We start from the raw sequence: 24547 nt of genomic DNA on the forward strand, positions 1-24547 counted from the left end.
CACGGCCGTCCGCCCGGTCAGGCGATCCACGCCATGATGGCGACGAAGCAGGCGCAATAGGCGATCAGGAAGTCCTTGACGTCCTGCCGGGTGATATGGCGCGGATCGACCGGTTTCGAGCGTAGCTCGGCACGGCGCATCGCTTCCAGCACTTCCGGCTCGAACACCGGCAGAGCGCGGAGCACCCGCGCCGGCAGGCGTCGCCGGAACGGATGACCGGATGTTTTGCGAAGACCGAACTGGGGGCGAAGCGACGTTTCCATGACGCCGCTTTAACGCCTTGTTCACCACTGTGATCCCCGGTTCCGCGTCGCTTTTTGGCACAGTGCCGGAGCGGGACAGTTATGCGGTGGCGGCTTCCGACATGGCGATGATCCGCGCCCATTCGTCCGGCTTCACCGCCGACACCGACAAGCGCGATTGCCGGATCAGGTCCATGTCGGCCAATTCCGGCGTGGCCTTGATCTGCTTGAGCGTGACCGGGTGCTTCAGTTTTTCGACCGGCTTGACCTTGACCGCGGCCCACTTGCCCTCCGGATCGGTCGGGTCGGTGATGCCGCCCTTGCTGATGGTGATCACGCCCACGATCTCCAGCCCGATGTTGGAGTGGTAGAAGAAGGCGAGATCGCCTTCCTTCATCGTGCGCAGGTTCCGCGCGGCCAGATGGTTGCGCACGCCGTCCCACGTCCCCTCGCCTTCGGCAACGAGATCGTCCCAGCTATAAGCGTCGGGTTCCGACTTCATCAGCCAAAGCGCCATCCCATCCTTGATTTTGATCATGAAAGCCTTCCGCAAACCGGGTATGCGGGCCTCATAACCGCAATTTGCGCACAGGAATATCATGAACCTCGAAACTTTGCCGGTGCTCTCGCTCGCCAGCGATCCCGCCGCGCTTTCCCGCGATCTGGGCGAAAGCTTCCAGACTTTCGGCTTCGCCATGGTGCGCGACCACGGCATCGATCCGGACCTGATCGGTCGGGCGTGGCGCCTGACCGAAGCCTTCTTCGCGCTGCCGGAGGAGGAGAAGCGCTCGTACTTCCTCGATGGCCTTGCCGGCGCGCGCGGCTATACCCCGTTCGGCGTGGAAATCGCCAAGGGTGCCAAGGCGCGCGACCTCAAGGAGTTCTGGCACGTTGGGCGCGACCTGCCGGCGGGCCACCCGCTGGCCACCACGTCGATGCCGCCCAACATCTGGCCGACGCGGCCGGAAGGCTTCCGCGAGACGTTCGAAGCGCTCTACGCCGCGTTCGACCAGACCGGCGCGCGCATCCTGGCGCGCATCGCGGTGTGGCTGGGGCTGGATGAAAACTGGTTCGATCCTGCCATCGCCGACGGCAACTCGGTCATGCGCCTGCTGCACTATCCGCCGGTGCCCGATGCCGAAGGCGGCGCGATCCGCGCCGGCGCGCACGAGGATATCAACCTGATCACCCTGCTGCTGGGCGCGGAAGAAGCGGGCCTCGAACTGCTGACCAAGGATGGCCGCTGGATCGGCGTCTCCCCGCCTGACGGCGCGCTCGTCGTCAACATCGGCGACATGCTGCAGCGCCTGACCAACCACGTGCTGCCATCGACCACGCACCGCGTCCGCAATCCGGAAGGCCCCCGCGCCGCGTTCAGCCGCTATTCGATGCCCTTCTTCCTGCACCTGCGCAGCGACTTCGCCTTCCGCACGCTGCCCCAGTGCATCACGCCCGAGAATCCGGACCGCTATCCGGTATCGATCACCGCCGACGATTACCTGCAGGAACGCCTGCGCGAAATCGGCCTGAAGAAATAGGTGGGGCAGCGCGGTCGGTTCATGAAGGACCGATCGCGCACGGGCTTCATGGGATGTTGGACCGGTAGGGGGATGGTGGACGCACTAGGGCTCGAACCTAGGACCCGCTGATTAAGAGTCAGCTGCTCTACCAACTGAGCTATGCGTCCATTCCCGTCATCGAAACGGGGGGATGGTGGAGCCGAGGGGGATCGAACCCCTGACCTCTACAATGCCATTGTAGCGCTCTCCCAGCTGAGCTACGGCCCCACGGTATCCAGCGGAAACGCCCTGGGAGGCGCTCCGTCCGGCAGTTGCCCTGCCGGGAGCCGGGCCTTTAAGTGAGGCCCGCGCGGCTGGCAAGAGCAATTTTCGCCACCGCCGCAATTTTGTGACCGGAGCTTCCGGACCCGCAAAGTGCCGGGCCGGAAGCGCCAGCCGGAACTCAGTTTTCGTCGGCTTCGTCGTCGTGACCGGGCACGCCCAGGTCATCGTCGCCGCCCAGATCGACGTCGTTGTCGGGCGAATCGCCGTCCTCGTCGATATCCAGATCCTCGTCGGCCAGATCGACGTCGGCGTCGGCCTCGACCTTCTCCTTCTGGATTTCCTCATAGGGAATCGGCTGCTTGGACTTCAGCACCGGCTCGGGCTGCCAGGCGTACTTGCATTCGACGCAGGTGACCGGGTCCGCGTTGCCCAGGTCGTAGAAGCGGGTGCCGCACTTCGGGCAGGTGTGCTTGGCGCCCCATTCAGGCTTGACCATGAAATGTCCTCGATCTTGCCGGCGGCGGAAAGCCGCAGGCCGGAAACTTGTGCTTGATGGTTACCCGCGCCGCCAAAATCAAGCCACCGGGCACCAATCGGTCGCGCGCCTTGCCATAGCGCGATGGCGCTGTCAAAAGCCCGCGTTCGCAAAGGCCCCGGCCCCGCCCAATCCGCCCGATACCAAGACCCGCCAGGAAGACCCCGACGTGACCGCTGCCGATCCTGCGCAGATGCGCCCCCGCCGCTTCACCGCCACCGGCCCGCTGCGTGGCCGCATCCGCGTGCCGGGCGACAAGTCGATCAGCCACCGGTCGCTGATGCTGTCCTCGCTGGCGGTGGGCGAAAGCCGCGTGACGGGCCTGCTGGAAGGGGAGGACGTGCTGTCCACCGCCGCCGCGATGCGCGCGATGGGCGCGGACATCGAACGCACAGGCCCCGGTGAATGGCGGATAAACGGCGTGGGCGTTGGGGCGCTGTTGCAACCGGTGCAGGCGCTCGACATGGGCAATTCGGGCACGTCCACGCGGCTGCTGATGGGTCTCGTCGCCAGCCATCCGATCACGGCATGCTTCACCGGCGATGCCAGCCTGTCCAAGCGCCCGATGGGCCGGGTAATCACGCCGCTGTCCGAGATGGGTGCGACGTTCACCGCCTATCCCGGCGGCCGCCTGCCGCTGATGGTGCAGGGCGCGGCGCCGGCGGTGCCGATCGCCTACCGCCTGCCCGTCGCCTCGGCGCAAGTGAAAAGCGCGGTGTTGCTCGCCGGCCTCAACACGCCGGGCACGACGACGGTGATCGAGCCGGTGCCGACGCGTGACCATTCCGAACGCATGCTGCGCGGCTTCGGCGCGGAGCTGACCGTCGAGGTCGACAGCGACGGCGCCCGCGTGATCCGCCTGCGCGGCGAAGCGGACCTGAAGCCGCAGACGATCGACGTGCCGGGCGATCCTTCGTCCGCCGCGTTCTTCGCGGTGGCGGCGCTGCTGGTGCCGGGGTCCGATCTGGTGATCGAGAACGTCGGGCTCAATCCCACGCGCGCGGCGCTGTTCGACGTGCTGCGCCAGATGGGCGGCAGCATCGAGGAACTGGACCCGCGCGACGTCGGCGGCGAACCGGTGGCCGACCTGCGCGTCCGCCATTCGCCGCTGACCGGCATCGCGGTCGATCCGGCAGTGGTGCCCAGCATGGTGGACGAGTTCCCCGTGCTGTTCGTGGCCGCCGCGCTGGCCAGCGGGCGCACGGTGACGACGGGGCTGGAGGAACTGCGCGTCAAGGAATCGGACCGCATTGCCGCCATGCGCGCGGCGCTGGAGCTGGCCGGCGCAACCGTGCGCGAGACCGAGGACGGGTTGATCATCGACGGCACCGGCGGCGATCCGCTGCGCGGCGGCGGCAGTCATCCGGTCGTCACGCACCTCGACCACCGCATCGCCATGGCCATGGCCGTAGCGGGCCTGGCCAGCAAAGCCGGGGTCGAAGTGGATGACACCCGTCCCATCGCCACCAGCTTCCCCGCGTTCGAGGCGCTGCTGGCCGGGGCGATGCAGGCGGCGTGATGGCGGATACCTGCGCATGACGGACACCGGCGCGAACATCGCGGGCTTCGCAGGAATGGCCTGCATCATCTTCGCCTATGCCTATACCACCCGGCAACAGACGCCGAACCCGTTCGTCCAGCACGGCGTGAACCTGGCCGGCGCGGGATTGCTGACGCTGTCGCTGCTGGTGCACATGAACCCGGCATCGTTCGTCCTCGAATTCTTCTGGGCCGCGATCGCCATCTGGGGGCTGGTCAAGGCCTACCGCAACCGGAGAGCGCAACCGTGATCATCGCCGTGGACGGCCCCACCGCATCGGGCAAGGGCACCATCGCCAAGGCGCTGGCCCGGCACTATGGCCTGCCGCATCTCGACACCGGGCTGCTCTATCGCGCAGTGGGCTGGCAAGTGGCGCACACCGGCGGCGATCCGGACAAGGCCGACGACGCGCTGGCGGCCACGGCGTTTCCCGAGGCGCTGCTCGACGAGCCGGAGCTTCGCAGCGAAGCGACCGGCAGCCTTGCCAGCCGCGTGTCGGTCCACCCCGCCGTGCGCGCCGCGCTGCTGGAGCGGCAGCGCGCGTTCGCCCACCAGCCGGGCGGCGCGGTGCTGGACGGGCGCGACATCGCCACGGTGATCGTGCCCGGGGCCGACGCCAAGCTGTTCGTGACGGCCAGCGTGCCGGCGCGGGCGCTGCGGCGGTGGAAGGAAATGCGCGAACGCGGGGAGGACGTTAGCCGCGAGGCGATCGAGGCGGACCTCGCCCGGCGCGACGAGCGCGACAGCACCCGCGCCGAAGCCCCGCTGCGCCAGGCCGAGGGCGCGGCGCTGCTCGATACCTCCGCGATGCCGCCCGAAGTGGCGATTGCCGCCGCGATCGCGCTGGTCGACCGGCAGGTGGCTGGAAATATTTCGTCCCGCTCCTGAAATCCGCGCCGCTTCTGCCGTCCTGCGATTGTGGTTAACGGCGCGGAGGCGAAAATGTGGATCGACCGGGAAGACATTGCGCATCTGCACAAGCGCCGCGCGCGGCGCATCGGTTTCGAGCTGCCCGTCCGGGTGAAGCACGGGCTGGTTCGGTCAACGGCCATGCTTAAGGACCTGACAACCCATGGCGCCCGTATCGCGGGCATCGCCGAACTGCACATCGGCGAAGGGCTGACGCTGTTCCTGCCCGATCAGCCCGCGACCACGGCTTTCGTCGTCTGGTCCGAACCGATGTCGTCCGGACTCGAATTCGCGTCGCCACTGGGCGAGAATGCTTTCGCCGAACTGGTTGCCGGCTACGCGCTGGGACAGGCCCGCCCCCACATCGCCAGCGGCCTGGAAGCGCTGCGCACGCTGCGGCCCGCCTATTGCTGAGGCGTTCCGCGCGGGCCGATCAATCCCCCGCGCCGCGGCGCATGGCGCCGAAGAGATGGACCACCATCGCGAGCACCGTGCCCACGACCAGCCCGACCACCGCCGAGACCCCGGCATAGGCCAGCCAGCCGGCAACGCCGCCCGGCACCCCTTGCCCCACGCCCGCCTGCACCGCGTGCTGGATGCCGTGCGCCAGGGCAGCCGGATGGTGGAACCCCAATTCGTCCGCGCCGTGAAGCAGGATGCCCCCGCCGACCCACAGCATCGCCGCCGTGCCCACCGTGGCCAGCAACCACATCACGCGCGGCATCGCCGCCACCAGCATTCGTCCGAACCGTCGCGTCATCGCCCCCGCGCCCGGCCGCCGGGCGAGATGAAGGCCGATATCGTCCATCTTCACGATCACGCCCACCGCGCCATAGACCGCGATGGTGATGAGAATGCCTACGATCGCGAGGATGATCGCGCGCGCGATCAAGCCCTGCCCGCTGACTTCGGCCAGCGCGATCGCCATGATCTCCGCCGAAAGGATGAAATCGGTGCGCACCGCGCCTGCCACCCGCTGATGTTCGAACGCGGCAACATCACCGACAGGACCGTCGAGCGTTTCGCCGTGCTTGTCGCCGCCGAGCTTCTCCATCACCTTTTCGGCGCCTTCGAACGACAGGTACAGCCCACCCAGCATGAGCAGCGGCACCACCGCGCCCGGCAGGAACTCGCTGAGGATCAGGGCGATCGGCAGCAGGAACAGCAGCTTGTTGCGCAGGCTGCCGCGCGCGATGCGGAAGATCACCGGCAGTTCGCGATCCGGTGTGAAGCCGGTGACGTAGGACGGCGTGACCGCCGCGTCATCGATCACCACGCCCGCCGCCTTGGCCCCGGCCTTGCCCGCCGCCGCGCTCACATCGTCCAGCGAGGCGGCCGCCGCGCGGGCGATCACCGAAACATCGTCAAGCAGCGCGACCAGGCCCGATGGCATGTAAAATTATGTCCCTGAAAGCAGTTGGCCCGCCCGGTGTGGACAGACCAATGGATTATCGCAAGGCGCAACAACGGGCAATCGCGGCAAAACCGGCGAGGACGGGCGTGGGAGAATGGGTATTTCATCCGATGCGGTTGTTTTGGAAAGGCGTGCCCCCGCTTTGGCGGCAAGGCAGCGTGCCAAGCGCAACAGCCTTAACGCGCCCTACACCTTGTCGCCCAACGCTCCGTTAGCGGCATAGGGGTAGAACCGCAGGATCGATACGGATGGTCGCCACAACGGCGACATCAAGGAGAGATTGGTCGCCCATGCTACGTTTTGCCCCCCGCTATGGAATCATCTCGCCCTGCCTCGTGCGGCCGGCGCGACGAGGAGCGATCCGGGCGGCGAACGATAACGGCGCGCCGCACACCGGGCAGGACCTTCAGGCGGATTCGCTGGTCGACGCGGCGCTGCGCCTGTTCGGCACGCACGGCCTTTCGGCGGCGGCGCGGGCCTGCGACGCCGCCCACGAGGCGGAACGCCTGGGCGATCACGAGCGCGCCGAATGGTGGATCGCGGTATGCGACACGCTGGACCACCGCATGGCCCACGCCTTCCGCCGCCAGCAGGCGCGGGCACGGTAGGAAGGGCCGGGAGCGCGGCGCGGGGGCGGGTTGGGTATGTCCAGGAACGCGAAGATCGCCGCTATCATCAGCGTCATTCCGCTGACGTTCTTTCTGATCTATCTGAGTTTAGCCGTCCAGTGCGCGATCAATGGCGACCCGGCATTTGACGTTGTGGTCAAACCGGCTGTGGTAATGATGGCTTTCCCGCTTATGTATCTTCTCCAGGACGGAAAGAGCCGGCAGGAAATAATAGACCATCTTTTGGTGGTTTTCAGCATGGCCGGTGGAACCGCGCTGGTGCTCAGTTTCGGACTGGCATGGCTGGCGGATTGGCGTGTCAGGAAGGCGATCGCCTTCAGCGCCGACGATAAACCGCAGCCGACGGCGAAAGGCACGCGGACCAAGGTTGGCGATATCTTTGATTGACGTGGCCGCGGGCACCGCCGCGCTAACCGTCCCAGCACCCGACCCGTATAACGCATCCTTCGACAAGCTCGGGACGAACGGGTTTGGGGATTGGAGACACACCCGCACCCTCCGTTCCCCAGCCATTTCCGCCCGTGGATTCATCCACCGTTCAGGCTGATCGCGAGACTCGGAAACAACGCTGCAATGCTTCGCTTGCTATTGCGAACTGTTATCACAAAAACCTTGCAGATCATACCTTTTTCGCGGTTGCTTTCGCCAAAAAGCGGGCCTACGGGCCGTTTTACCCGTCAGGCACCCTTCCCGGCACGCGGGACGCGGGAGGGCTGAGAGGCGGTTGCTTGAGCGTTTGTCCCGCGTCTACGGGGAAAGGACCGTAAAGCATGGCACGCAAGAAGATCGCACTCATCGGCGCAGGCAATATCGGTGGCACTCTGGCCCACCTCGCCGCCCAGAAGGAACTGGGTGATATCGTCCTGTTCGACGTCGTCGAGGGCGTTCCGCAGGGCAAGGCGCTCGACCTTTCGCAGTGCGGCCCGGTCGAGGGCTTCGACGCCAGCATCATCGGCACCAACGATTACAAGGACATCGCGGGCGCGGACGTCATCATCGTCACCGCCGGCGTCGCCCGCAAGCCGGGCATGAGCCGTGACGACCTGCTGGGCATCAACCTGAAGGTCATGAAGGCCGTGGGCGAAGGCATCCGCGACAACGCGCCCGACGCCTTCGTCATCTGCATCACCAACCCGCTCGACGCGATGGTCTGGGCGCTGCGCGAATTCTCCGGCCTGCCGCACAACAAGGTGGTGGGCATGGCGGGCGTGCTCGATTCGGCGCGCTTCAGCACGTTCCTGGCCTGGGAATTCGGCGTTTCGGTGCGCGACGTGAACTCGTTCGTGCTCGGCGGCCACGGCGACACCATGGTTCCGGTAGTCGAATATTCGACCGTCGCCGGCATCCCCGTCACCGACCTCATCAAGATGGGCGCCTCCACCCAGGAAAAGATCGACGCGATCGTGGCGCGCACCCGTTCGGGCGGCGGCGAAATCGTCGGCCTGCTCAAGACCGGTTCGGCGTTCTATGCCCCCGCCGCTTCGGGCATCGCCATGGCCGAAGCCTATCTGGGCGACCAGAAGCGCGTGCTGCCCTGCGCCGCCTATGTCGATGGCGCCTATGGCGTTGACGGCCTCTACGTGGGCGTGCCGGTGGTGATCGGCGCGGGCGGCGTGGAAAAGGTCATCGAGATCAGCCTCGACGACGCGGCCAAGGCCAACCTCCAGGTCTCGGTCGACGCGGTCAAGGAACTGCTGGTGGCCTGCAAGGGCATCGACGGCTCGCTGGCCTGATCGCTTCCCTGGCGACCCCGCGCTCCCATCCGGCGCGCGGGGTCGATCGGGCAACTGCCACGCCCGGCGATACGACTGTTTAGGATTATCGCGGCATAAGCCGCTTTCGCGGACCTTCCGCACCACGGACGAACCCATCCCGAAGAATGGGGACCATCTTTCATCCGGCGATCTCGCGGAACACGGGCCGACTGCCTATATTCCACCGGTCGCCACCCGGTCGCAAACCGGGACGCCGCATCCCTGATGCCCCCGCCGTTCGGGGGCTGACTGATCCCCTCCTCCCCGGGGAAAGGACTGGACCGAGACCATGGGCCAAGAACTGCACGAATTCGACGTCGATCCCAGCCAGGAAGGCCCGCAGCAAGGCCCTTCGTGGCAGAGCAAGCGCTGGCCGATCACCGATGCCGCGCAGGGCGATGACCTGACCCAGGCGCTCGACCCGATGGCGCTGCGGCTGGTGGTGGAAAAGGCCGCCAAGAAGCCCGGCGCGCCCGCGCTGGACGAAGCCGCGCTGGAACAGGCGGCATCGGATTCGATCCGCGCCATGACATTGATCCGCACGTTCCGCGTGCGAGGCCATCTGGCGGCCAACCTCGATCCGCTGGGCCTGGCCAGGCAGGAACTGCCGGCCGACCTTTCGCCCGAATACCACGGCATCAGCGGCGCGGCACTGGACCGCAAGGTCTATCTCGGCGGCGCGCTGGGGCTGGAATGGGCCACCTTCCGCCAGCTCGTCGACATCCTGCGCCAGAACTACTGCGGCAAGATCGGCTTCGAGTACATGCACATCGCCGACGTGGAGGAGCGCCGCTTCATCCAGGACCGCATCGAGGGCGGCGACAAGGCGATCGACTTCACGCCCAACGGCAAGAAGGCGATCCTGGCTGCCGTGATCCGCGGCGAACAGTACGAGAAGTTCCTGGGCAAGAAGTACGTCGGCACCAAGCGCTTCGGCCTGGACGGCGGTGAATCGATGATCCCGGCCCTGGAAGCCGTCATCAAGTACGGCGGCCAGCTTGGCGTGCGCGAGATCATCTATGGCATGGCCCATCGCGGCCGCCTGAACATCCTGGCCAACGTGATGGCCAAGCCATACCGCGTGATCTTCCACGAATTCTCAGGGGGCACCGCCAACCCCGAGGACGTGGGCGGATCGGGCGACGTGAAGTACCACCTGGGCACCAGCACCGACCGCGAGTTCGACGGGATCAAGGTGCACATGAGCCTGCAGCCCAACCCGTCGCACCTGGAAACGGTGGACCCGGTGGTGCTGGGCAAGACGCGCGCGCAGCAGGCGTTCCGCGATGATATCGGCAAGGGCAAGCACAAGCAGGTGCTGCCCGTGCTGATCCACGGCGACGCCGCTTTCGCCGGCCAGGGCATTGTGTGGGAATGCTTCGGCTTTTCGGGCGTACGCGGCTACAACACCGGCGGGTGCCTGCACTTCGTCATCAACAACCAGATCGGCTTTACCACCAGCCCGCAGTTCTCGCGCGGATCGCCCTACCCGTCGGACGTGGCCAAGGGCGTGCAGGCACCGATCATCCACGTCAACGGCGATGATCCCGAAGCGGTGACCTTCGCCTGCAAGCTGGCGATCGACTATCGCCAGCAGTTCGGCCGCGACATCGTGATCGACATGTGGTGCTATCGCCGCTTCGGCCACAACGAAGGCGACGAGCCCGGCTTCACCCAGCCGCTGATGTACGCCAAGATCCGCCAGCATCCGCCGGTCTCCGCGCTCTATGCCGACCGTCTGGTCGAACAGGGCGTGATCGACAAGGACTGGAAGGGCGAAAACGAGGACCGTTTTACCGCGACGCTGGAATCCGAATTCCAGGCGGCCAACACCTACAAGGCCAATGAGGCCGACTGGTTCGGCGGACGCTGGTCGGGCCTCAACAAGCCGGCCGATCCGGTCACCGCGCGCCGCAACGTGGCCACGGGGATCGAGCGCAAGCTGTTCGAAAGCCTGGGCCGGGTGCTGACCACGGTGCCCGACGACCTGACCATCCACAAGACGCTGGGCCGCGTGATCGACGCCAAGCGCCAGATGTTCGCGACCGGCGAAGGCTTTGACTGGGCCACCGGCGAGGCGCTGGCCTATGGCAGTCTTGTCACCGAAGGCTTCAACGTGCGCCTTTCCGGGCAGGACTCCGGGCGCGGCACGTTCAGCCAGCGCCACGCGGTGTGGGTCGACCAGACCGACGAGCACAAGTTCGTGCCGCTGGCCACGCTGCCGCACGGCCGTTTCGAGGTGCACGACAGCCCACTGTCCGAATACGGCGTGCTGGGCTTCGAATACGGCTATGCCAGCGCCGACCCGAAGACGCTGGTGCTGTGGGAAGCGCAGTTCGGCGATTTCGCCAACGGCGCGCAGATCGTGATGGACCAGTACATCGCCGCGTCCGAGGCCAAGTGGCTGCGCGCCAACGGCCTGGTGATGCTGCTGCCGCACGGCTACGAAGGCCAGGGTCCGGAGCATTCGTCCGCCCGCCTCGAACGCTATCTGCAGCTGTGCGCGGAAGACAATATCCAGGTCTGCAATATCACGACGCCGGCCAACTACTTCCACGTCCTGCGCCGCCAGATGCACCGGCCGTTCCGCAAGCCGCTGATCATCATGACGCCCAAGTCGCTGCTGCGGCACCCACTGGCGAAGTCCTCCGCCGCCGACTTCATCGGCGATGGGCACTTCATGCGCATCCTGTCGGACACCAATGGTTCCGCCGACGACAAGACGCGCCGCGTGGTGCTGTGCAGCGGCAAGGTCGCCTATGACCTGATCGAGGCACGCGACGCGGCAGAGCTGAACGACGTGCAGATCATCCGGCTCGAACAGCTCTACCCCTTCCCCGGCGAACCGCTGGCCGCGCGTCTGGCGCGAATGCCGAACCTGGAGGACGTGGTGTGGTGCCAGGAAGAACCGCGCAACAACGGTTCTTGGTTCTTCGTCGATCCGCTGATCGAGGAATCGCTGAAGGACGCCAAGAGCAAGGTGGGGCGTCCGCGCTATGCCGGCCGCCACGCGGCGGCTTCGCCCGCCACCGGCCTTGCCAAGCGGCACGCGGCCGAACAGGCGGCGCTGGTAGCCGACGCGCTGGGCCTTTCCGTTCGCGATGAAATCCGGCGCAAGAAGAAGGCCTGAAGCCCGCCCTCGCAGCCTAGCCCCCCATTCTTCCCAAGGAATACCAAGCAATGTCCATCGAAGTGAAGGTTCCGACGCTCGGTGAAAGCGTCAGCGAAGCGACCGTCGGCCAGTGGCTGAAGAAGCCGGGCGACACCGTGGCCGTGGACGAGCCCATCGCCAGCCTTGAGACCGACAAGGTCGCGGTGGAGGTCCCCGCCCCGGCTGCCGGCGTGATCGGCCAGCTGATGGTGGCCGAAGGCGATACCGTTTCGGTCGGCGCGCTGCTGGCGGTGATCGAGGAAGGCGGCGCCGCTGCCGCCCCCACTAACGCTACCGCCCCCGCCGCTACCCCGGCCCCTGCTCCGGCCGCCGCCGCTGCTTCGGCTCCCGCCGCCACCGCCGATGCCGACGCCGCCGTGCTTTCGCCGGCCGTGCGCCGCGCGGTCCTGGAACACGGGATCGATCCTTCGACCGTCAAGGGCACCGGCAAGGATGGCCGCCTGACCAAGGAAGACGTCCTTTCCGCAGCGCAGGCCAAGCAGGCCGCGCCCGCCGCCGCTGTTTCGGCCCCTGCCCCCGCTGCAGCGCCCGCTGCCGCGCCGACCGCCGGCCGCAACGAGGAACGCGTCAAGATGACGCGCCTGCGCCAGACGATCGCCAAGCGGCTGAAGAGCGCGCAGGAGAACGCAGCCCTGCTCACCACGTTCAACGACGTGGACATGGGCGCGGTGATGGAAGCGCGCGCCAAGTACAAGGACGTGTTCGAGAAGAAGCACGGCGTGAAGCTGGGCCTGATGAGCTTCTTCGCCAAGGCATCGGTGCTGGCGCTGAAGGACATCCCTTCGGTCAACGCGCAGATCCAGGGCGAAGAGATCGTCTATTTCGACTACGTCGACATCTCGGTCGCGGTCTCGGCCCCGAACGGTCTGGTCGTGCCGGTGGTGCGCGATGTCGACAAGATGAGCTTCGCCGACATCGAGAAGGCCATCGCCGACTACGGCAAGAAGGCGCGTGACGGCGCGCTGACCATGGCCGACATGGCCGGCGGCACCTTCACCATCTCCAACGGCGGCGTGTTCGGCGGGCTGATGTCCACCCCGATCATCAACCCGCCGCAGTCCGCCGTGCTGGGCCTGCACCGCATCGAGGACCGTCCGGTGGTGCGCAATGGCCAGATCGTGATCCGGCCGATGATGTACATCGCGCTGTCCTATGACCATCGCATCATCGACGGCCGCGAAGCCGTGACCGCGCTGAAGACGATCAAGGAAGCGATCGAGGACCCGACGCGCCTGCTGATCGACCTTTGAGGAATGCGTCGCCCCGGCGAAAGCCGGGGCCTCGTTCGGCTGGGTCGCATCTGGCGGCCCGAGATCCCGGCTTTCGCCGGGATGACGAAAGAGAAGACCAATGGCTGAATACGACTATGACGTGCTTGTCATCGGTGCCGGCCCCGGCGGCTATGTCGCGGCGATCCGCGCGGCGCAGCTGGGCCTGAAGACCGCCTGCGCCGAAGGGCGCGAGACGCTGGGCGGGACGTGCCTCAACGTGGGCTGCATCCCGTCGAAGGCGCTGCTGCACGCGTCGGAATACTTCGATGCGGCCAAGAACGGCGCGATGGCCAAGATGGGCATCAAGGTGACGCCGGAACTGGACCTCGACACCATGCAGGGCCAGCGCAAGGAAGCCGTGAAGGGCCTGACCGGCGGCATCGAGTTCCTGTTCAAGAAGAACAAGGTCGACTGGCTGAAGGGCTATGCCACGTTCAAGGACGCGCACAGCGTGGAGGTTGCCGGCAAGACGGTGACCGCGAAGAACGTGGTGATCGCCACGGGTTCGTCGGTCACCCCGCTGCCGGGCGTGACCATCGACAACGCCGGCGGCGTGGTGGTGGACAGCACCGGCGCACTGGAGCTGGCCTCCGTGCCCAAGAAGATGGTGGTGATCGGCGGCGGCGTGATCGGGCTGGAGCTTGGCTCGGTCTGGCGGCGGCTCGGCGCCGAGGTGACCGTGGTCGAATTCCTCGACCAGTTGCTGCCCGGCATGGACGGCGACGTGCGCAAGGAAGCCGGCAAGATCTTCAAGAAGCAGGGCCTGAACCTGAAGCTGGGCACCAAGGTGACCGGCGTGGCGGTGAAGGGCAAGGCCGCCAAGGTCACCGTCGAACCGGCCAAGGGTGGCGAGGCCGAAGTGCTCGACGCCGATGTCGTGCTCGTCTCGATCGGCCGGCGTCCGAACGTGGACGGGCTGGGCCTGGACGCGATCGGCCTCTCGCTGAACGCGCGCGGCCAGATCGAGACCGACCACGATTTCCGCACCGCCGTGGACGGCGTGTGGGCGATCGGCGACGTGATCCCCGGCCCGATGCTGGCGCACAAGGCCGAGGACGAAGGCATCGCCGTGGCCGAGAACATCGCCGGGCTGACCGGCATCGTGAACCACGACGTGATTCCGGGCGTGGTCTATACCCAGCCCGAATTCGCCGGCGTGGGCCTGACCGAGGAAGCGGCCAGGGAGCGCGGTGACGTGAAGGTCGGCAAGTTCCCGATGCTCGCCAACAGCCGCGCCAAGACCAACCACGAGCCGGACGGCTTCGTGAAGGTCATCGCCGACGCCAAGACCGACCGCGTGCTGGGCGTGTGGTGCATCGCCAGCGTGGCGGGCACGATGATCGCGCAGGCGGCGCAGGCCATGGAATTCGGCGCGACGAGCGAGGACATCGCCTATACCTGCCACGCGCACCCCACGCATTCCGAAGCGATCAAGGAAGCCGCGATGGCGGTGACGGGCAAGCCGATCCACATCTGACGCCCCGCACCAGGTTGCGGAAGCGCGAAAGGCCGTCCGGGAAACCGGGCGGCTTTTTCGTTTGGAGCCATCCTTCGTCATTGCGAGGGGCAAAGCCCCGAAGCAATCCAGGGCGGCGCGCGGGACTCTGGATTGCTTCGCTGCGCTCGCAATGACGATGTTGGGGGCGGATCACGGATTGCACCCCCGCCCGTCACTTCATCCAGCCGGCCTCGCGATACCAGGCAGCGGTGGCGTGGAGGCCCATGCGGGTTTCGACCTGGGGCTTCCACACGTGTTCGGGTGGGCGGGCGCCCTCGGTAACCTGCCAGTCCGGGTGGCACATATAGCCGACGCGGTCCTCCGTCAGCTTGGCGCCCTTGCCCCGGAACAGGCGGTCCGCCCGCGCACCCAGCCGCAATACGCCCGGCGGAAGCGGCACGGCGGCGACACGGCGGCCCACGGCGACGCCGATCGCCTTGGCCAGCCCGACATGGGTCCAGCCGCCGGGCTGGCCGTCGTCCGGCTCGAACACCTTGTGCGTCACGTCCTCGCCGCCGGGGATCAGCGCCAGCAGCAGGCGGGCGAGATCGCTGACATGAATGATCGAGAGCCGGCCTTCGGGCGGCAGCGGCACCACGCCGCGCCGGGCCAGCTTGAACAGCTCGAACATCTCGGTATCGCGCGGGCCGTAGACCGCGGGCGGGCGCACAACCGTCCAGTCGAGGCAGCTGGCCTTGACCATGCGCTCCCCCCCCAGCTTCGATGCGCCATAGAGCGACAGCCCAGGCTCGCGCGCGGACAGAGAGGAGACGTGGACCAGGCGCGGCACGCCCGCGTTGAGCGCCGCTTCGACCACGTTGAGCGTGCCGGTGACGTTGCCTTCGCGAAAGCCCGCCTCGTCCGGCGCGCTGACCACGCCGGCGATGTGGAGGACTACGCTCGCCCGGCCGACGAGACGGCGCAGCGCGGCCTTGTCTGCCAGATCGCCCTGCACCCATTCGACCCCGGCGCGCGGTTCCTGCGGACGGCGGGCAAGCGCGCGCACTTCCAGCCCGGCACGCGCGGCGTGGTCCAGCACGGCCTGTCCGACGAAGCCCGTGGCCCCGGTGATCGCCAGCAATTCTCCCGCCATCAGCCGCGCGCCTTCACAACAGGACAAGCTGATCGCGGTGGATCAGCGCGCTGCGCGGGGCATAGCCCAGGATCGCTTCGTGCTCGCGCGTATGGCGGCCCAGCAAGCGGGCGCATTCGGCGGCATCGTATTCGGACAGGCCGCGCGCCAGGATCGCGCCATCGGGGCCGGTGACGGCGATGGCATCGCCGCGCTGGAACTGGCCCTCGACCGTGGTGACGCCAGCCGCGAGCAGGCTGGAGCCGCCTTGCAGCGCGCGCACCGCGCCCTCGTCGATGGCGACCGAACCCCGCACGCGCAGCTTGCCGCCCAGCCATGCCTTGCGCGCCTGCCGCCGCCCGCGCGGCAGGAACAGCGTGCCGCGATCGGCGGACAGCGCCGTGCCGATCGGCGAAACGGGCTGGCCATCGATGATGGCGAGCGCCATGCCGGCGAGTTCCGCGATCTCCGCCGCCTGCAGCTTGGAGGTCATGCCGCCGGAGCCAAGGCCGGACGAGGAACCGCCCGTGGCCATGGCGTGGATTTCCGGGGTGACGCCCTTCACCACGGGAATGCGCACCGCGCCGGGCTGGCGTGGATCGCGATCGTAGAGGCCATCGATGTCGGACAGCAGCAGCACGCCCTGCGCGCCCGCCGCCTGCCCCACGCGCGCGGCCAGCCGATCGTTGTCACCGAAGCGGATTTCCTGCGTGGCGACCGAATCGTTCTCGTTGATCACCGGCACCGCCCCGGCCGCGAGCAGCGTGCCGAGCGTGGCCGTGACGTTGAGATAGCGGCGGCGGTCTTCGAGGTCTTCCAGCGTCAGCAGGATCTGCGCGGCGGTAAGGCCGTGCTGGCCCAGGAGCTCCGCCCACAGCCCCGCCAGCGCGATCTGGCCCACCGAGGCGGCGGCCTGCGCATCGGACAGGCTGCCGCGTCCGCCCTTGGCCAGCCCCAGCCGGCGGGCGCCGAGCGCGATCGCGCCCGAGGACACCACGATCACTTCCTGCCCGCGCCCGCGTGCGGCGGCGATTTCCGCGACCAGCGCGGTCAGCCATTCGCGGCGGGGCTGCCCGTCCTTGCCGACAAGCAGCGCGGACCCGACCTTGACCACCAGACGCGGGCAGGTGGCGGGATCGGACAGATGGGCAAGCTGGGCAATCTTCATGGTCCGCGCCGCTTACGGGAAATGGGGCGGGACGTGAAGGGCGATCGGGGCGAAATGCGGCACGGGTGAACGTGCCACCGCCGCCGCGCCGCCATCACGGTCGGGCGGTCATCCCAGCGGGGACCACGGCTGGCGGTCTTCCTCGTCCTCCACCTCGCCCATCGGGCGTTCGGTAACGGTGGCGGCGGGCAGATAGTCCAGCACGGCATCGAGCAGGCGGTCCATACCCTTGCCGGTCGCGCCGGAAATGGGGAACACGCGGTCCGCCCCGGCTTCAAGCAGTTCCTGCGAGAACGCCTCGACCAGTTCGGCATCGACCAGATCGATCTTGTTGAGCGCGACGATGCGGGGCTTTTCATCGAGCCCGGCGCCATAGGCTTCCAGTTCCTCCTCGACGATGTGCATCGCTTCCACCGGATCGGTATCGCCGTGGACATCGATCAGGTGGATCAGCACGCGGCAACGTTCGATGTGCCCCAGGAAGCGATCGCCGATCCCCGCGCCGTCCGCCGCGCCCGCGATCAGGCCGGGAATGTCGGCCAGCACGAATTCGCGGTTGCGATGGCGCACCACGCCCAGCTGCGGCCGCGTGGTGGTGAAGGCATAGGCGCCGACCTTCGCCTTGGTATTGGTGATCTGGTTGATGAAAGTGGACTTGCCGGCGTTGGGCAGGCCCAGAAGACCCGCATCGGCCAGCAGTTTCAGCCGCAGCCAGACCCACATTTCCTGCCCCGGCCAGCCCGGCCCGGACTGGCGCGGCGCGCGGTTGGTGCTGGTCTTGTAGCTGGCGTTGCCGCGCCCGCCATCGCCGCCGCGCAGCAGGGTGATGCGCTGGCCGGCCTCGATCAGGTCTGCCAGCACGGTTTCGCGATCGTCGTCGAGCACCTGCGTGCCCACCGGCACCTTGATGACAAGATCGTTGCCGCCCGCGCCGGTGCGGTTCTTGCCCGCGCCGCCCATGCCGCGCTGCGCCTTGAAATGCTGGGTGTAACGGAAATCGATCAGGGTATTGAGGCCGGCCACCGCCTCGAACACGATATCGCCGCCCTTGCCGCCTTCACCGCCATCGGGGCCGCCATATTCGACGTACTTTTCCCGCCGGAAGCTGACCGCGCCGGGGCCGCCGGCGCCCGAACGGATGAAAATCTTGGCCTGGTCGAGAAAATGCATGGGTCCTGGTGTCCGGCGGTAGGGCGCTGTTTCGATTGAGGTCGGCGCGGCTCTGCGGCCGCCGCCCTCACCTCTTGATAGCACCCGACAAGAGGCCGGTTAAGAATACTGGTGGAGCCGAGGGGGATCGAACCCCTGACCTCGTCATTGCGAACGACGCGCTCTCCCAGCTGAGCTACGGCCCCGTTCCCAGTATCTTCCGCCTGCCCATGACACGCCATGGACCGGCGGGAGCGCGCCCCTTAGCGCAGCCCTCCCGCCGATGAAAGACCAAAAATCACTTTTTTGGCGAGGTGCCCGTTCCGCCGCCCGCAGTGGCCGGAAGCACCACGGCCGAGGCCGGCTGAGCCACGGGCTGGCCGTATTGCGCCTGCCATGCGGCCAGATCGATGCGGTACTGTTCGTAGCGGCGGTAGAAATCGTCGAACACCACTTCGATGTTCGGCAGGCTGCGCACCGCGAAGGCTTCCAGATCGACCGACTTCACGGCTTCGCCATCCTCGCTGACCGCCAGCACGGCATCGCAGAAATGAGGCAGCGTGGGCGGCAGCGCGAAGTGGTTGTAAACCGCCGTCATGTACTGTTCGCGCGGAGCGGTGAAGCGCGCGCCATATTTCTTGCGAAATTCCTCATCGACCTTCTTGTTCGCGGCCGTGAGCGTGCGCGCATGGTTCTTCAGGAACACGCGATAGCGCACCAGAATGTTGGCGTGCTTGGGTTCGTTGCAGTTGAGCGCGGCCACGTTGTACGCCGAACGCAGGTTCCACAGCATCTGCGACGGCGAGATGTTGCGGTTGACGGATTCGCGCAGTCCGTTGGCATCGGCTGCCGGGAAGGCAAGGTTGCTGCTGGCGCCGTTGGGCGGCATCGGCTTGGGCGGAATGATGACCACCTTCGGCGGCGGGGGCGGCGGAGGCGGCGGTGGGACGACCTTGGGCGCGCAGGACGCGAGTGCGACGGTCAGAACGGCAACCGTGCCGCCGGTAACGATAGCTGGCCCCGAAAGGCGCGAAAAACGGAACATCTGTACTCCCCCGAAGAGCCCGAAGCGCGCGACCATGCCTGCCGCTGCCTGTCTCCAAGATGAAGCAGCGCTGTAACCCCGCGAGACGGCAAAGAAAATGCCCGGCGACCCTTTCCGGCCGCCGGGCATCCCGTTTTGTCCACACTGTGGCGCGTCAGGCCCGCGCTTCAGGGCAACAAATGCCCGCGCGTTCCGCAGATCAGCGGCGATCGCCCATGAACTGCAGCAGGAACTGGAACATGTTGATGAAGTCCAGGTAAAGCGTCAGCGCACCCAGCACGACCGCCTTGCCGACGAAATCGGTGCCGGCGACCTGCGCGTAGGTTTCCTTGAGGCGCTGCGTGTCATAGGCGGTCAGACCCGCGAAGATCAGCACGCCCAGGAAGCTGATGCCCCAGGCAAGGCCCGGCGAGCGCAGGAAGATGTTGATCAGCGACGCGATCAGGATGCCGAACAGGCCCATGATCAGGAAGCTGCCCATGCCCGAAAGGCTCTTCTTCGTGGTATAGCCGAACAGGCTGAGACCGGCGAAAGCGCCTGCGGTGGCGAAGAACGTCACCGCGATCGAAGGGCCGGTATAGACGAAGAAGATCGCCGACAGCGACATGCCCATCACCACGCTGAAGGCCCAGAACAGGCCCTGCATGGCAGCGGTGGACAGGCGGTTGACGCCGAAGCTCATCACCATGACGAAGCCCAGCGGCGCGAGCGCGACGAGCCAGCGCAGCGGCGTGCCGAACACCGCCGCGGCCATGCCTGTGGTGGCGAACAGCAGCGCGACAATGCCCGAAAGCAGCACGCCCGAAGCCATGTAGTTGTAGATCGAAAGCATGTACCGCCGCAGGCCGGCGTCGAAGACTTCGCCGCGACCATAGGCGCCGGAAAGGCTCGGAGACGCGCCGAAGCCCGTCCGAGTGGGCTGAGGATCGTTCCAGTTTGCCATTGTTTCCAAAACTCCGTTGCCGGGCACGATGCCCGATACACGGCAATATCGTAGCATCGCGGGCGGGTTTCAAGCGAAACCGGAACCGGGAACGGGTCGCGAATTGTAAGAATTTGTTGCGGGAGAGGTGATGCGGCGCCTTCGATGGACATCGAAGGCTTGCGGCAACACCGAACCAACAAGACCTACTTCGCCGCCGCGCGCGCCTGTTCGGTCATTTCCGCGCTGCGATCGCGCGCGCCGCGCAGGGTGTCTTCGAGCAGGCGCACCAGCCGGCGATCGGCATCGAGCACGTCGATGCCGACTTGCGTTACGCCGCCGGGGCTCGCCACGCGGCGGGCGAGCTCGCCGGGCGAATGGTCGGACGAGGCCGCCAGCGCCGCCGCGCCTTCGACCATGGCCAGCGCCAGGCGATCCGCCTGTTCGCGCGCGAGGCCGAGCGACGCCGCCGCCTCTGCCAGCGCATCGATGAAGCGGTAGACGAACGCCGGCCCGGACCCGGCCAGCGCGGTGACGAGGTCCATCTGGCCTTCTCCGGCCAGCCATTCGGCCTGCCCCAGCGGCGCCATCAGGCTATCGGTGAGCGCGCGCGCATCCCCTTGCGCATCGCCGAACAGCGCGATCGGCGACTTGCCGAGCGCGGCGGCGAGATTTGGCATGACGCGCACCACCGCCCCGGCATCGGGAAAGGCACCACGCAGCGTGGCGAGATCGACCCCGGCGAGAATGGAGAGAAGCAGCGTTCCCTGGGTCACGAACGGCCGCACCGTGGCCATGGCATCGGCGAACTGCTGCGGCTTGAACCCCAGCAGGACCACATCATAAGCGCCCGTGGCCTCGGCGATCGAGCGCACCAGACGCACGCTCGCCGGCGCGGCTTCCAGCCGGGGGTCGACGATGGTGAACGCCGCCGGATCGAAGCCCGCCGCCAGCCAGCCCGCGAGCATGGCGCCGCCCATGTTGCCACACCCGAACTGAAGGATCTGCACCGTCATGATCTGTCTCCTGCGCCGCGATTTCGGAACCGCGACTGGTCCAGGATCGCGCCAAAGGCAAGAGCGCGCTCGATCAGGATGTTTTCAAATGGCCAATGACGATCGAAGCGATGGCATCTGGCGCCGGTGCCGCAATCCTGTCCGGATTTTCATTCGGCCCTCAGTCTTCGGTCATGCCGGGCGCGGTATGGTGATCGCCATGGACAACACCGACACGCAAACGAGGGCAAAGCTGGTGCGCGGACTCATGTGGAGCGCGCCGCTGGCAATCACCCTGTGGGGCATGCTGGCACTGGCGGCCCTCGCCGTGGTTCCGCACACCGTCCGCCACGCAATCCACGCCGACGCCCGCTATACGGTGCACGTGCTGAAACGCGATCTCGGGTGGCGCCCGCCCTCTTCCGGACTCACGCACGCGGGCTGAAACCCGTCAGGCTTCCCCGGCGGCGTCCACCAGCGCGCTGGCCAAGGCATCGGCCGGGGTCTTGTCGCCCCACAGGATAAACTGGAACGCGGGATAGAAACGGTCGCATTCGTCGACCGCCGCCTCGATCGCGGTCTGCGCCTGGGTGAGGCTGAGCAGCCCGTCATCGCCCAGCATCAGGCCGTGGCGATAGAGCAGCACGCCGCCGTTCGACCAGATATCGAAATGGCCCAGCCAGACCTGTTCGTTGATGAGCGCCATGACCTCGAAGACCGCGCCCTTCTTGTCATCGGGCACGCGGATATCGGGCAGGCAGAGAATCTGCAGAACGTGGTCCTCGGCGCGCCAGATCGAACGAATCTGGTAATTGGCCCAGCTGCCCTGGATCTCGCCCAGTATCTCGTCGTCCGAAACGAATTCGAACGGCCAGCCGCGCGCCTCGAACAGCGAGGCGAGCATGTCGACGGGCGCCGCGTCATCGCGTTCGCTTTCGTCGTGACCGGTCCGCATCAGACACTCCATCCATCGCAAACGAGCAATCTGCCGTTCGCCTGCCCTGACCCATCGCGGAGCGCGGGGCCGGGGACAATCAACGGTTAACCCGTCGTTGGGCAAAACTCGACAAGGCTGTTTATAACATGTGGACAAGGGGTGAACATCCGGTTCGGATGCGAAAGCCCGCGCGGGCGCCCTAGCGCGCGGGAAGCGGATCGACTGCCTGCCCCGCCGGGCTGGTCCACTGGAAGCCGCTGACGCCGGCGCGGCGCAGCTGGTTGAGGAAGGCCTGCGCGTCGTCGTCGCTGTCGAACGGACCGGTCAGCAGCCGGAAATTGCTGCGCCACGGCGTGATATAGGGCTTGCGCGCTCGCAGCACGGACGCCTCGCGCACCAGGCGCTGCCATTCACGCCCCATCACATCGCGATTGGCGCCGGTCAGCACCTGCACCCAGACGCGGCTGGGATTGGCGGGCGGACGGGCCTTCGCGCCCTTGCCTTTAGCTCCCTTGGTTTCCTTGGCGTCCTTCGCATCCTTGGAGCCTCTGCCCCGGATGTCCGACGCGGTTTCGCGCCCGCGCGGGCCGGACGAGGGGGTGGCCTCCTCCTCGGTGGCTGCAGCGCGCCCGCGACGCCGCGTCGTGCGATCGGCAGGTTCGGGTTCGGCGGGCTTGGATTCGGCGGCCTTGACCGGGGCCGGCTTCTCCTCGGGAGGCTTGGGCCGCGCGGGCTGGATGCGCGAGATGTCGACCGCGGCCACGGCCTGATGCCGCTCCTCTTCGGGCGGACGGAACCCTTCGAACAGGCTGCGGAAATCGGCGGCATCGGCAGGCGGCGCGGATGCTGCGGGCGAAGACCGGGCCGGTTCGACAATCGCGGTGGGCGGTGGCGCCGCGGATGGCGCGACCGCCGCGACCTGAACCGGTGGTTCGGCCACGGGAGCCGGAGTCGGCGCGGGGGGCGGCGTGGCGGCCGGAGCTGGTGTCGGAACAGCCTGGGCGGTGGCGGTGCTGCCCTGCACCCGCGACAGATCGAAACCCGGGGAGGGTGCGGGAGTGCGCGCTGTTGCTGGCGCGGGCGTCGGAGTCGGCGTAACGACGGGCGTAGCGGCGGCCGTGGCGACCTGACCCGCCGCCGGGGCAGGTGCCGGCGCGGCCATCGCGGCGGGCGGGATGCTGCTGGCAGGCGGCGGCCCGTCGAGCCGCGAGGCCGGATAGGGGCGCGGAATCACCAGCGGCCGCTCGCCCGTCGGCTGCAACGCGGCGGTCGAGCCGACGGATGGAGACGCCGCCGTCGCCACCTGCACGGGCGCCGAAGCGGCCGCCGAAACAGGCGGTTGCGTGACCGTGCGCGACGGCATGGGTACGGGGGGCGGCACCGGTGCCGGCGCTGGCGACGGCGTTGGAGTGGGCAACAACGACACGCCGACGCCCGTTGCCGGGCGGGTCGTGGAGGAGGCCGTCGGGGCGGGCGACGCCGATGCAACGCGCACCGGTTCCGCCCGGCCCGGACGGCGGCGCTTTTCGCGGCTGGGCCTGTCCGCCGCCTGCGTCCCCAACGCCTCGCCCGTTGGAATCAGCGCGGCATCGGCACGCGGCGCGCGCGGATGGAGCGCGGCATATTGCACGACGCGCGGCTCATCACGGCCGATATCCGCCGCGCGCGGGAATCGCCCGAGGTTGGCGGCGGCGGCCTGCTGCGCCGGGGTCAGCCGCGGCATGTAGCGCAGATAGGGCGTGATGCCGGCAGCAAGCTGCTGCGGCATCGAGGCATAGGCGACCGACACCGCCTCATCCTGCTGGCCGGAGATCGCCATGATAAACGTGCGCGTGCGCCACGCCGCGCGGTCCTGCGTCTGCAACAGCGGGTTCAGCACGTTCTCCGATCCGCGCCGATCCCCGGCGATCGCGAGGCTGAGCGCGTAGCGGCGCGCGACTTCCGCATTAGGCCCACGGCTGAGCGCGACCTGGTAGAAGCGCTGCGCCGTGGCATTGTCGCCGATCAGATCGTAGGCCAGCCCGCGATCCGCCGCCATCGGAAACAGATCGGCGCCTGCCCGTTCGGCATCGTCGAAATAGCGGATCGCGGAGAACGGATCGTCGCGGACCAGTGCCGCGCCGATCTGCGCCTTGACCGTGCCGTTGCCCGGCGCAACCTCGTCCGCGCGCTTGAAGAAGCCCAGCGCGGCATCGCTGTCGCCCACACGCTGCGCGGCGTTACCCGCCGCGATCAGGGCATCGATATTGCGCGGATCGCGCGCCAGCCGGTTGAGCGCGGCGTTGAGCGCCTGCGTGCCGCCGACCTGCCCGGTGATGGGTTGCACCACAGGGCGCGACACGGATTCCGGCTGGTCCACATCCTCGTCGACCGGACCCGATGTGGCACGTTGCGCGAAAAGCGCCGAAGCGCTGCAGGCGGCGAGGAGCCCGACCGCAACGCGCGGCCAGACGGTTCGTTTCGACAAATGGCGACTCATGTTGCCGCTCCCTTATCGACATCCCGCAGAAC

The 24547-nt window shown here is 67.5% G+C and carries 24 protein-coding genes and 3 tRNA genes; 12 read left to right on the plus strand and 15 right to left on the minus strand.

Annotated elements, in window-relative coordinates; genetic code table 11:
- Positions 1-17 precede the first annotated feature (17 nt).
- Positions 18-263 carry a hypothetical protein gene (locus NMD1_RS20515; RefSeq protein WP_125957066.1) on the minus strand — a complete coding sequence of 82 codons (246 nt, stop codon included), beginning with the start codon at positions 261-263 and terminating at the stop codon, positions 18-20.
- Between the two features lie 79 nt (positions 264-342).
- Positions 343-780, minus strand: a complete 438-nt coding sequence (locus NMD1_RS20520; RefSeq protein ID WP_223806587.1) for an EVE domain-containing protein — start codon at positions 778-780, stop codon at positions 343-345.
- 61 nt (positions 781-841) lie between these two features.
- Here NMD1_RS20520 and NMD1_RS20525 point away from each other — a divergent pair, with 61 nt between their 5' ends.
- Positions 842-1780 carry an isopenicillin N synthase family oxygenase gene (locus NMD1_RS20525; protein WP_125957069.1) on the plus strand — a complete coding sequence of 313 codons (939 nt, stop codon included), beginning with the start codon at positions 842-844 and terminating at the stop codon, positions 1778-1780.
- A 73-nt stretch (positions 1781-1853) separates the two neighbouring features.
- Here the strand turns inward: NMD1_RS20525 and NMD1_RS20530 are convergent.
- From NMD1_RS20530 to NMD1_RS20540, 3 genes are all read right to left on the minus strand, one after another.
- Positions 1854-1929, minus strand: a tRNA-Lys gene (locus tag NMD1_RS20530).
- Between the two features lie 24 nt (positions 1930-1953).
- Positions 1954-2029 (minus strand) — tRNA-Ala (locus NMD1_RS20535).
- Between the two features lie 175 nt (positions 2030-2204).
- Positions 2205-2522: an FYDLN acid domain-containing protein gene (locus NMD1_RS20540; RefSeq protein WP_124809047.1), complete on the minus strand. Its 318-nt coding sequence runs from the start codon at positions 2520-2522 to the stop codon at positions 2205-2207.
- A gap of 232 nt (positions 2523-2754) precedes the next feature.
- Between NMD1_RS20540 and aroA the strand changes: the two genes are divergently transcribed.
- The 4 genes from aroA to NMD1_RS20560 are packed head-to-tail and all read left to right on the plus strand — an operon-like array spanning position 2755 to position 5424.
- The gene (gene aroA / locus NMD1_RS20545; RefSeq protein WP_125957268.1) at positions 2755-4080 is read left to right on the plus strand and encodes a 3-phosphoshikimate 1-carboxyvinyltransferase; all 1326 of its coding nucleotides are present in this window, start codon (positions 2755-2757) and stop codon (positions 4078-4080) included.
- A 16-nt stretch (positions 4081-4096) separates the two neighbouring features.
- Positions 4097-4351: a permease gene (locus NMD1_RS20550; RefSeq protein ID WP_125957071.1), complete on the plus strand. Its 255-nt coding sequence runs from the start codon at positions 4097-4099 to the stop codon at positions 4349-4351.
- Positions 4348-4989, plus strand: a complete 642-nt coding sequence (locus tag NMD1_RS20555; protein ID WP_125957074.1) for a d(CMP) kinase — start codon at positions 4348-4350, stop codon at positions 4987-4989. Before NMD1_RS20550 ends, NMD1_RS20555 begins: the two co-directional genes overlap by 4 nt.
- Positions 4990-5043: 54 nt before the next feature.
- Positions 5044-5424 (plus strand): PilZ domain-containing protein, encoded by a 381-nt coding sequence (locus tag NMD1_RS20560; protein WP_125957076.1) that lies wholly within the window; start codon positions 5044-5046, stop codon positions 5422-5424.
- 19 nt (positions 5425-5443) lie between these two features.
- Here the strand turns inward: NMD1_RS20560 and NMD1_RS20565 are convergent, their stop codons facing one another.
- On the minus strand, positions 5444-6403 hold the full coding sequence (locus tag NMD1_RS20565) for a DUF808 domain-containing protein (RefSeq protein WP_125957079.1): 960 nt from the start codon (positions 6401-6403) through the stop codon (positions 5444-5446).
- A gap of 311 nt (positions 6404-6714) precedes the next feature.
- On the opposite strand from NMD1_RS20565, the gene NMD1_RS20570 reads away from it, so the two are divergent.
- The 6 genes from NMD1_RS20570 to lpdA all read left to right on the plus strand — a co-directional run bounded on the left by NMD1_RS20570 (position 6715) and on the right by lpdA (position 14727).
- Entirely contained in the window at positions 6715-7032 is a 318-nt protein-coding gene (locus NMD1_RS20570; protein WP_125957081.1) for a hypothetical protein, read from the plus strand.
- A gap of 36 nt (positions 7033-7068) precedes the next feature.
- The gene (locus tag NMD1_RS20575) at positions 7069-7440 is read left to right on the plus strand and encodes a hypothetical protein (protein WP_125957084.1); all 372 of its coding nucleotides are present in this window, start codon (positions 7069-7071) and stop codon (positions 7438-7440) included.
- A gap of 383 nt (positions 7441-7823) precedes the next feature.
- On the plus strand, positions 7824-8786 hold the full coding sequence (gene mdh / locus NMD1_RS20580) for a malate dehydrogenase (protein ID WP_124809040.1): 963 nt from the start codon (positions 7824-7826) through the stop codon (positions 8784-8786).
- Positions 8787-9096: 310 nt separating this feature from the next.
- Positions 9097-11937 (plus strand): 2-oxoglutarate dehydrogenase E1 component, encoded by a 2841-nt coding sequence (locus NMD1_RS20585; RefSeq protein ID WP_125957086.1) that lies wholly within the window; start codon positions 9097-9099, stop codon positions 11935-11937.
- Positions 11938-11987: 50 nt separating this feature from the next.
- Entirely contained in the window at positions 11988-13229 is a 1242-nt protein-coding gene (odhB, locus tag NMD1_RS20590) for a 2-oxoglutarate dehydrogenase complex dihydrolipoyllysine-residue succinyltransferase (RefSeq protein ID WP_125957089.1), read from the plus strand.
- A gap of 100 nt (positions 13230-13329) precedes the next feature.
- Positions 13330-14727, plus strand: a complete 1398-nt coding sequence (gene lpdA, locus NMD1_RS20595; protein ID WP_125957091.1) for a dihydrolipoyl dehydrogenase — start codon at positions 13330-13332, stop codon at positions 14725-14727.
- A gap of 193 nt (positions 14728-14920) precedes the next feature.
- On the opposite strand, the gene NMD1_RS20600 is transcribed toward lpdA, so the two are convergent.
- The 7 genes from NMD1_RS20600 to proC form a co-directional block, all read right to left on the minus strand.
- Positions 14921-15841, minus strand: a complete 921-nt coding sequence (locus tag NMD1_RS20600; RefSeq protein ID WP_125957093.1) for an NAD(P)-dependent oxidoreductase — start codon at positions 15839-15841, stop codon at positions 14921-14923.
- Positions 15842-15854: 13 nt separating this feature from the next.
- Positions 15855-16988: a glutamate 5-kinase gene (gene proB, locus NMD1_RS20605; protein ID WP_125957095.1), complete on the minus strand. Its 1134-nt coding sequence runs from the start codon at positions 16986-16988 to the stop codon at positions 15855-15857.
- A 108-nt stretch (positions 16989-17096) separates the two neighbouring features.
- On the minus strand, positions 17097-18158 hold the full coding sequence (gene obgE / locus NMD1_RS20610; protein ID WP_124809034.1) for a GTPase ObgE: 1062 nt from the start codon (positions 18156-18158) through the stop codon (positions 17097-17099).
- A gap of 109 nt (positions 18159-18267) precedes the next feature.
- Positions 18268-18343: transfer RNA gene (locus NMD1_RS20615), tRNA-Ala, on the minus strand.
- 92 nt (positions 18344-18435) lie between these two features.
- Positions 18436-19182: a hypothetical protein gene (locus NMD1_RS20620; protein WP_125957097.1), complete on the minus strand. Its 747-nt coding sequence runs from the start codon at positions 19180-19182 to the stop codon at positions 18436-18438.
- A gap of 199 nt (positions 19183-19381) precedes the next feature.
- The gene (locus tag NMD1_RS20625) at positions 19382-20125 is read right to left on the minus strand and encodes a Bax inhibitor-1/YccA family protein (protein ID WP_124809032.1); all 744 of its coding nucleotides are present in this window, start codon (positions 20123-20125) and stop codon (positions 19382-19384) included.
- 185 nt (positions 20126-20310) lie between these two features.
- Positions 20311-21120 carry a pyrroline-5-carboxylate reductase gene (proC, locus tag NMD1_RS20630; RefSeq protein WP_199558182.1) on the minus strand — a complete coding sequence of 270 codons (810 nt, stop codon included), beginning with the start codon at positions 21118-21120 and terminating at the stop codon, positions 20311-20313.
- Between the two features lie 88 nt (positions 21121-21208).
- Here proC and NMD1_RS20635 point away from each other — a divergent pair, with 88 nt between their 5' ends.
- Complete coding sequence (locus NMD1_RS20635; RefSeq protein ID WP_125957099.1) at positions 21209-21544, plus strand: hypothetical protein; 336 nt, start codon at positions 21209-21211, stop codon at positions 21542-21544.
- 6 nt (positions 21545-21550) lie between these two features.
- Here the strand turns inward: NMD1_RS20635 and NMD1_RS20640 are convergent, their stop codons facing one another.
- Both NMD1_RS20640 and NMD1_RS20645 read right to left on the minus strand, forming a co-directional pair.
- Positions 21551-22054 (minus strand): YbjN domain-containing protein, encoded by a 504-nt coding sequence (locus NMD1_RS20640; RefSeq protein WP_124809030.1) that lies wholly within the window; start codon positions 22052-22054, stop codon positions 21551-21553.
- Between the two features lie 181 nt (positions 22055-22235).
- Complete coding sequence (locus NMD1_RS20645) at positions 22236-24503, minus strand: SPOR domain-containing protein (protein WP_233497899.1); 2268 nt, start codon at positions 24501-24503, stop codon at positions 22236-22238.
- Positions 24504-24547 lie beyond the last annotated feature (44 nt).

The organism is Novosphingobium sp. MD-1, assembly GCF_001014975.1.
Taxonomy (GTDB): Bacteria; Pseudomonadota; Alphaproteobacteria; order Sphingomonadales; family Sphingomonadaceae; genus Novosphingobium.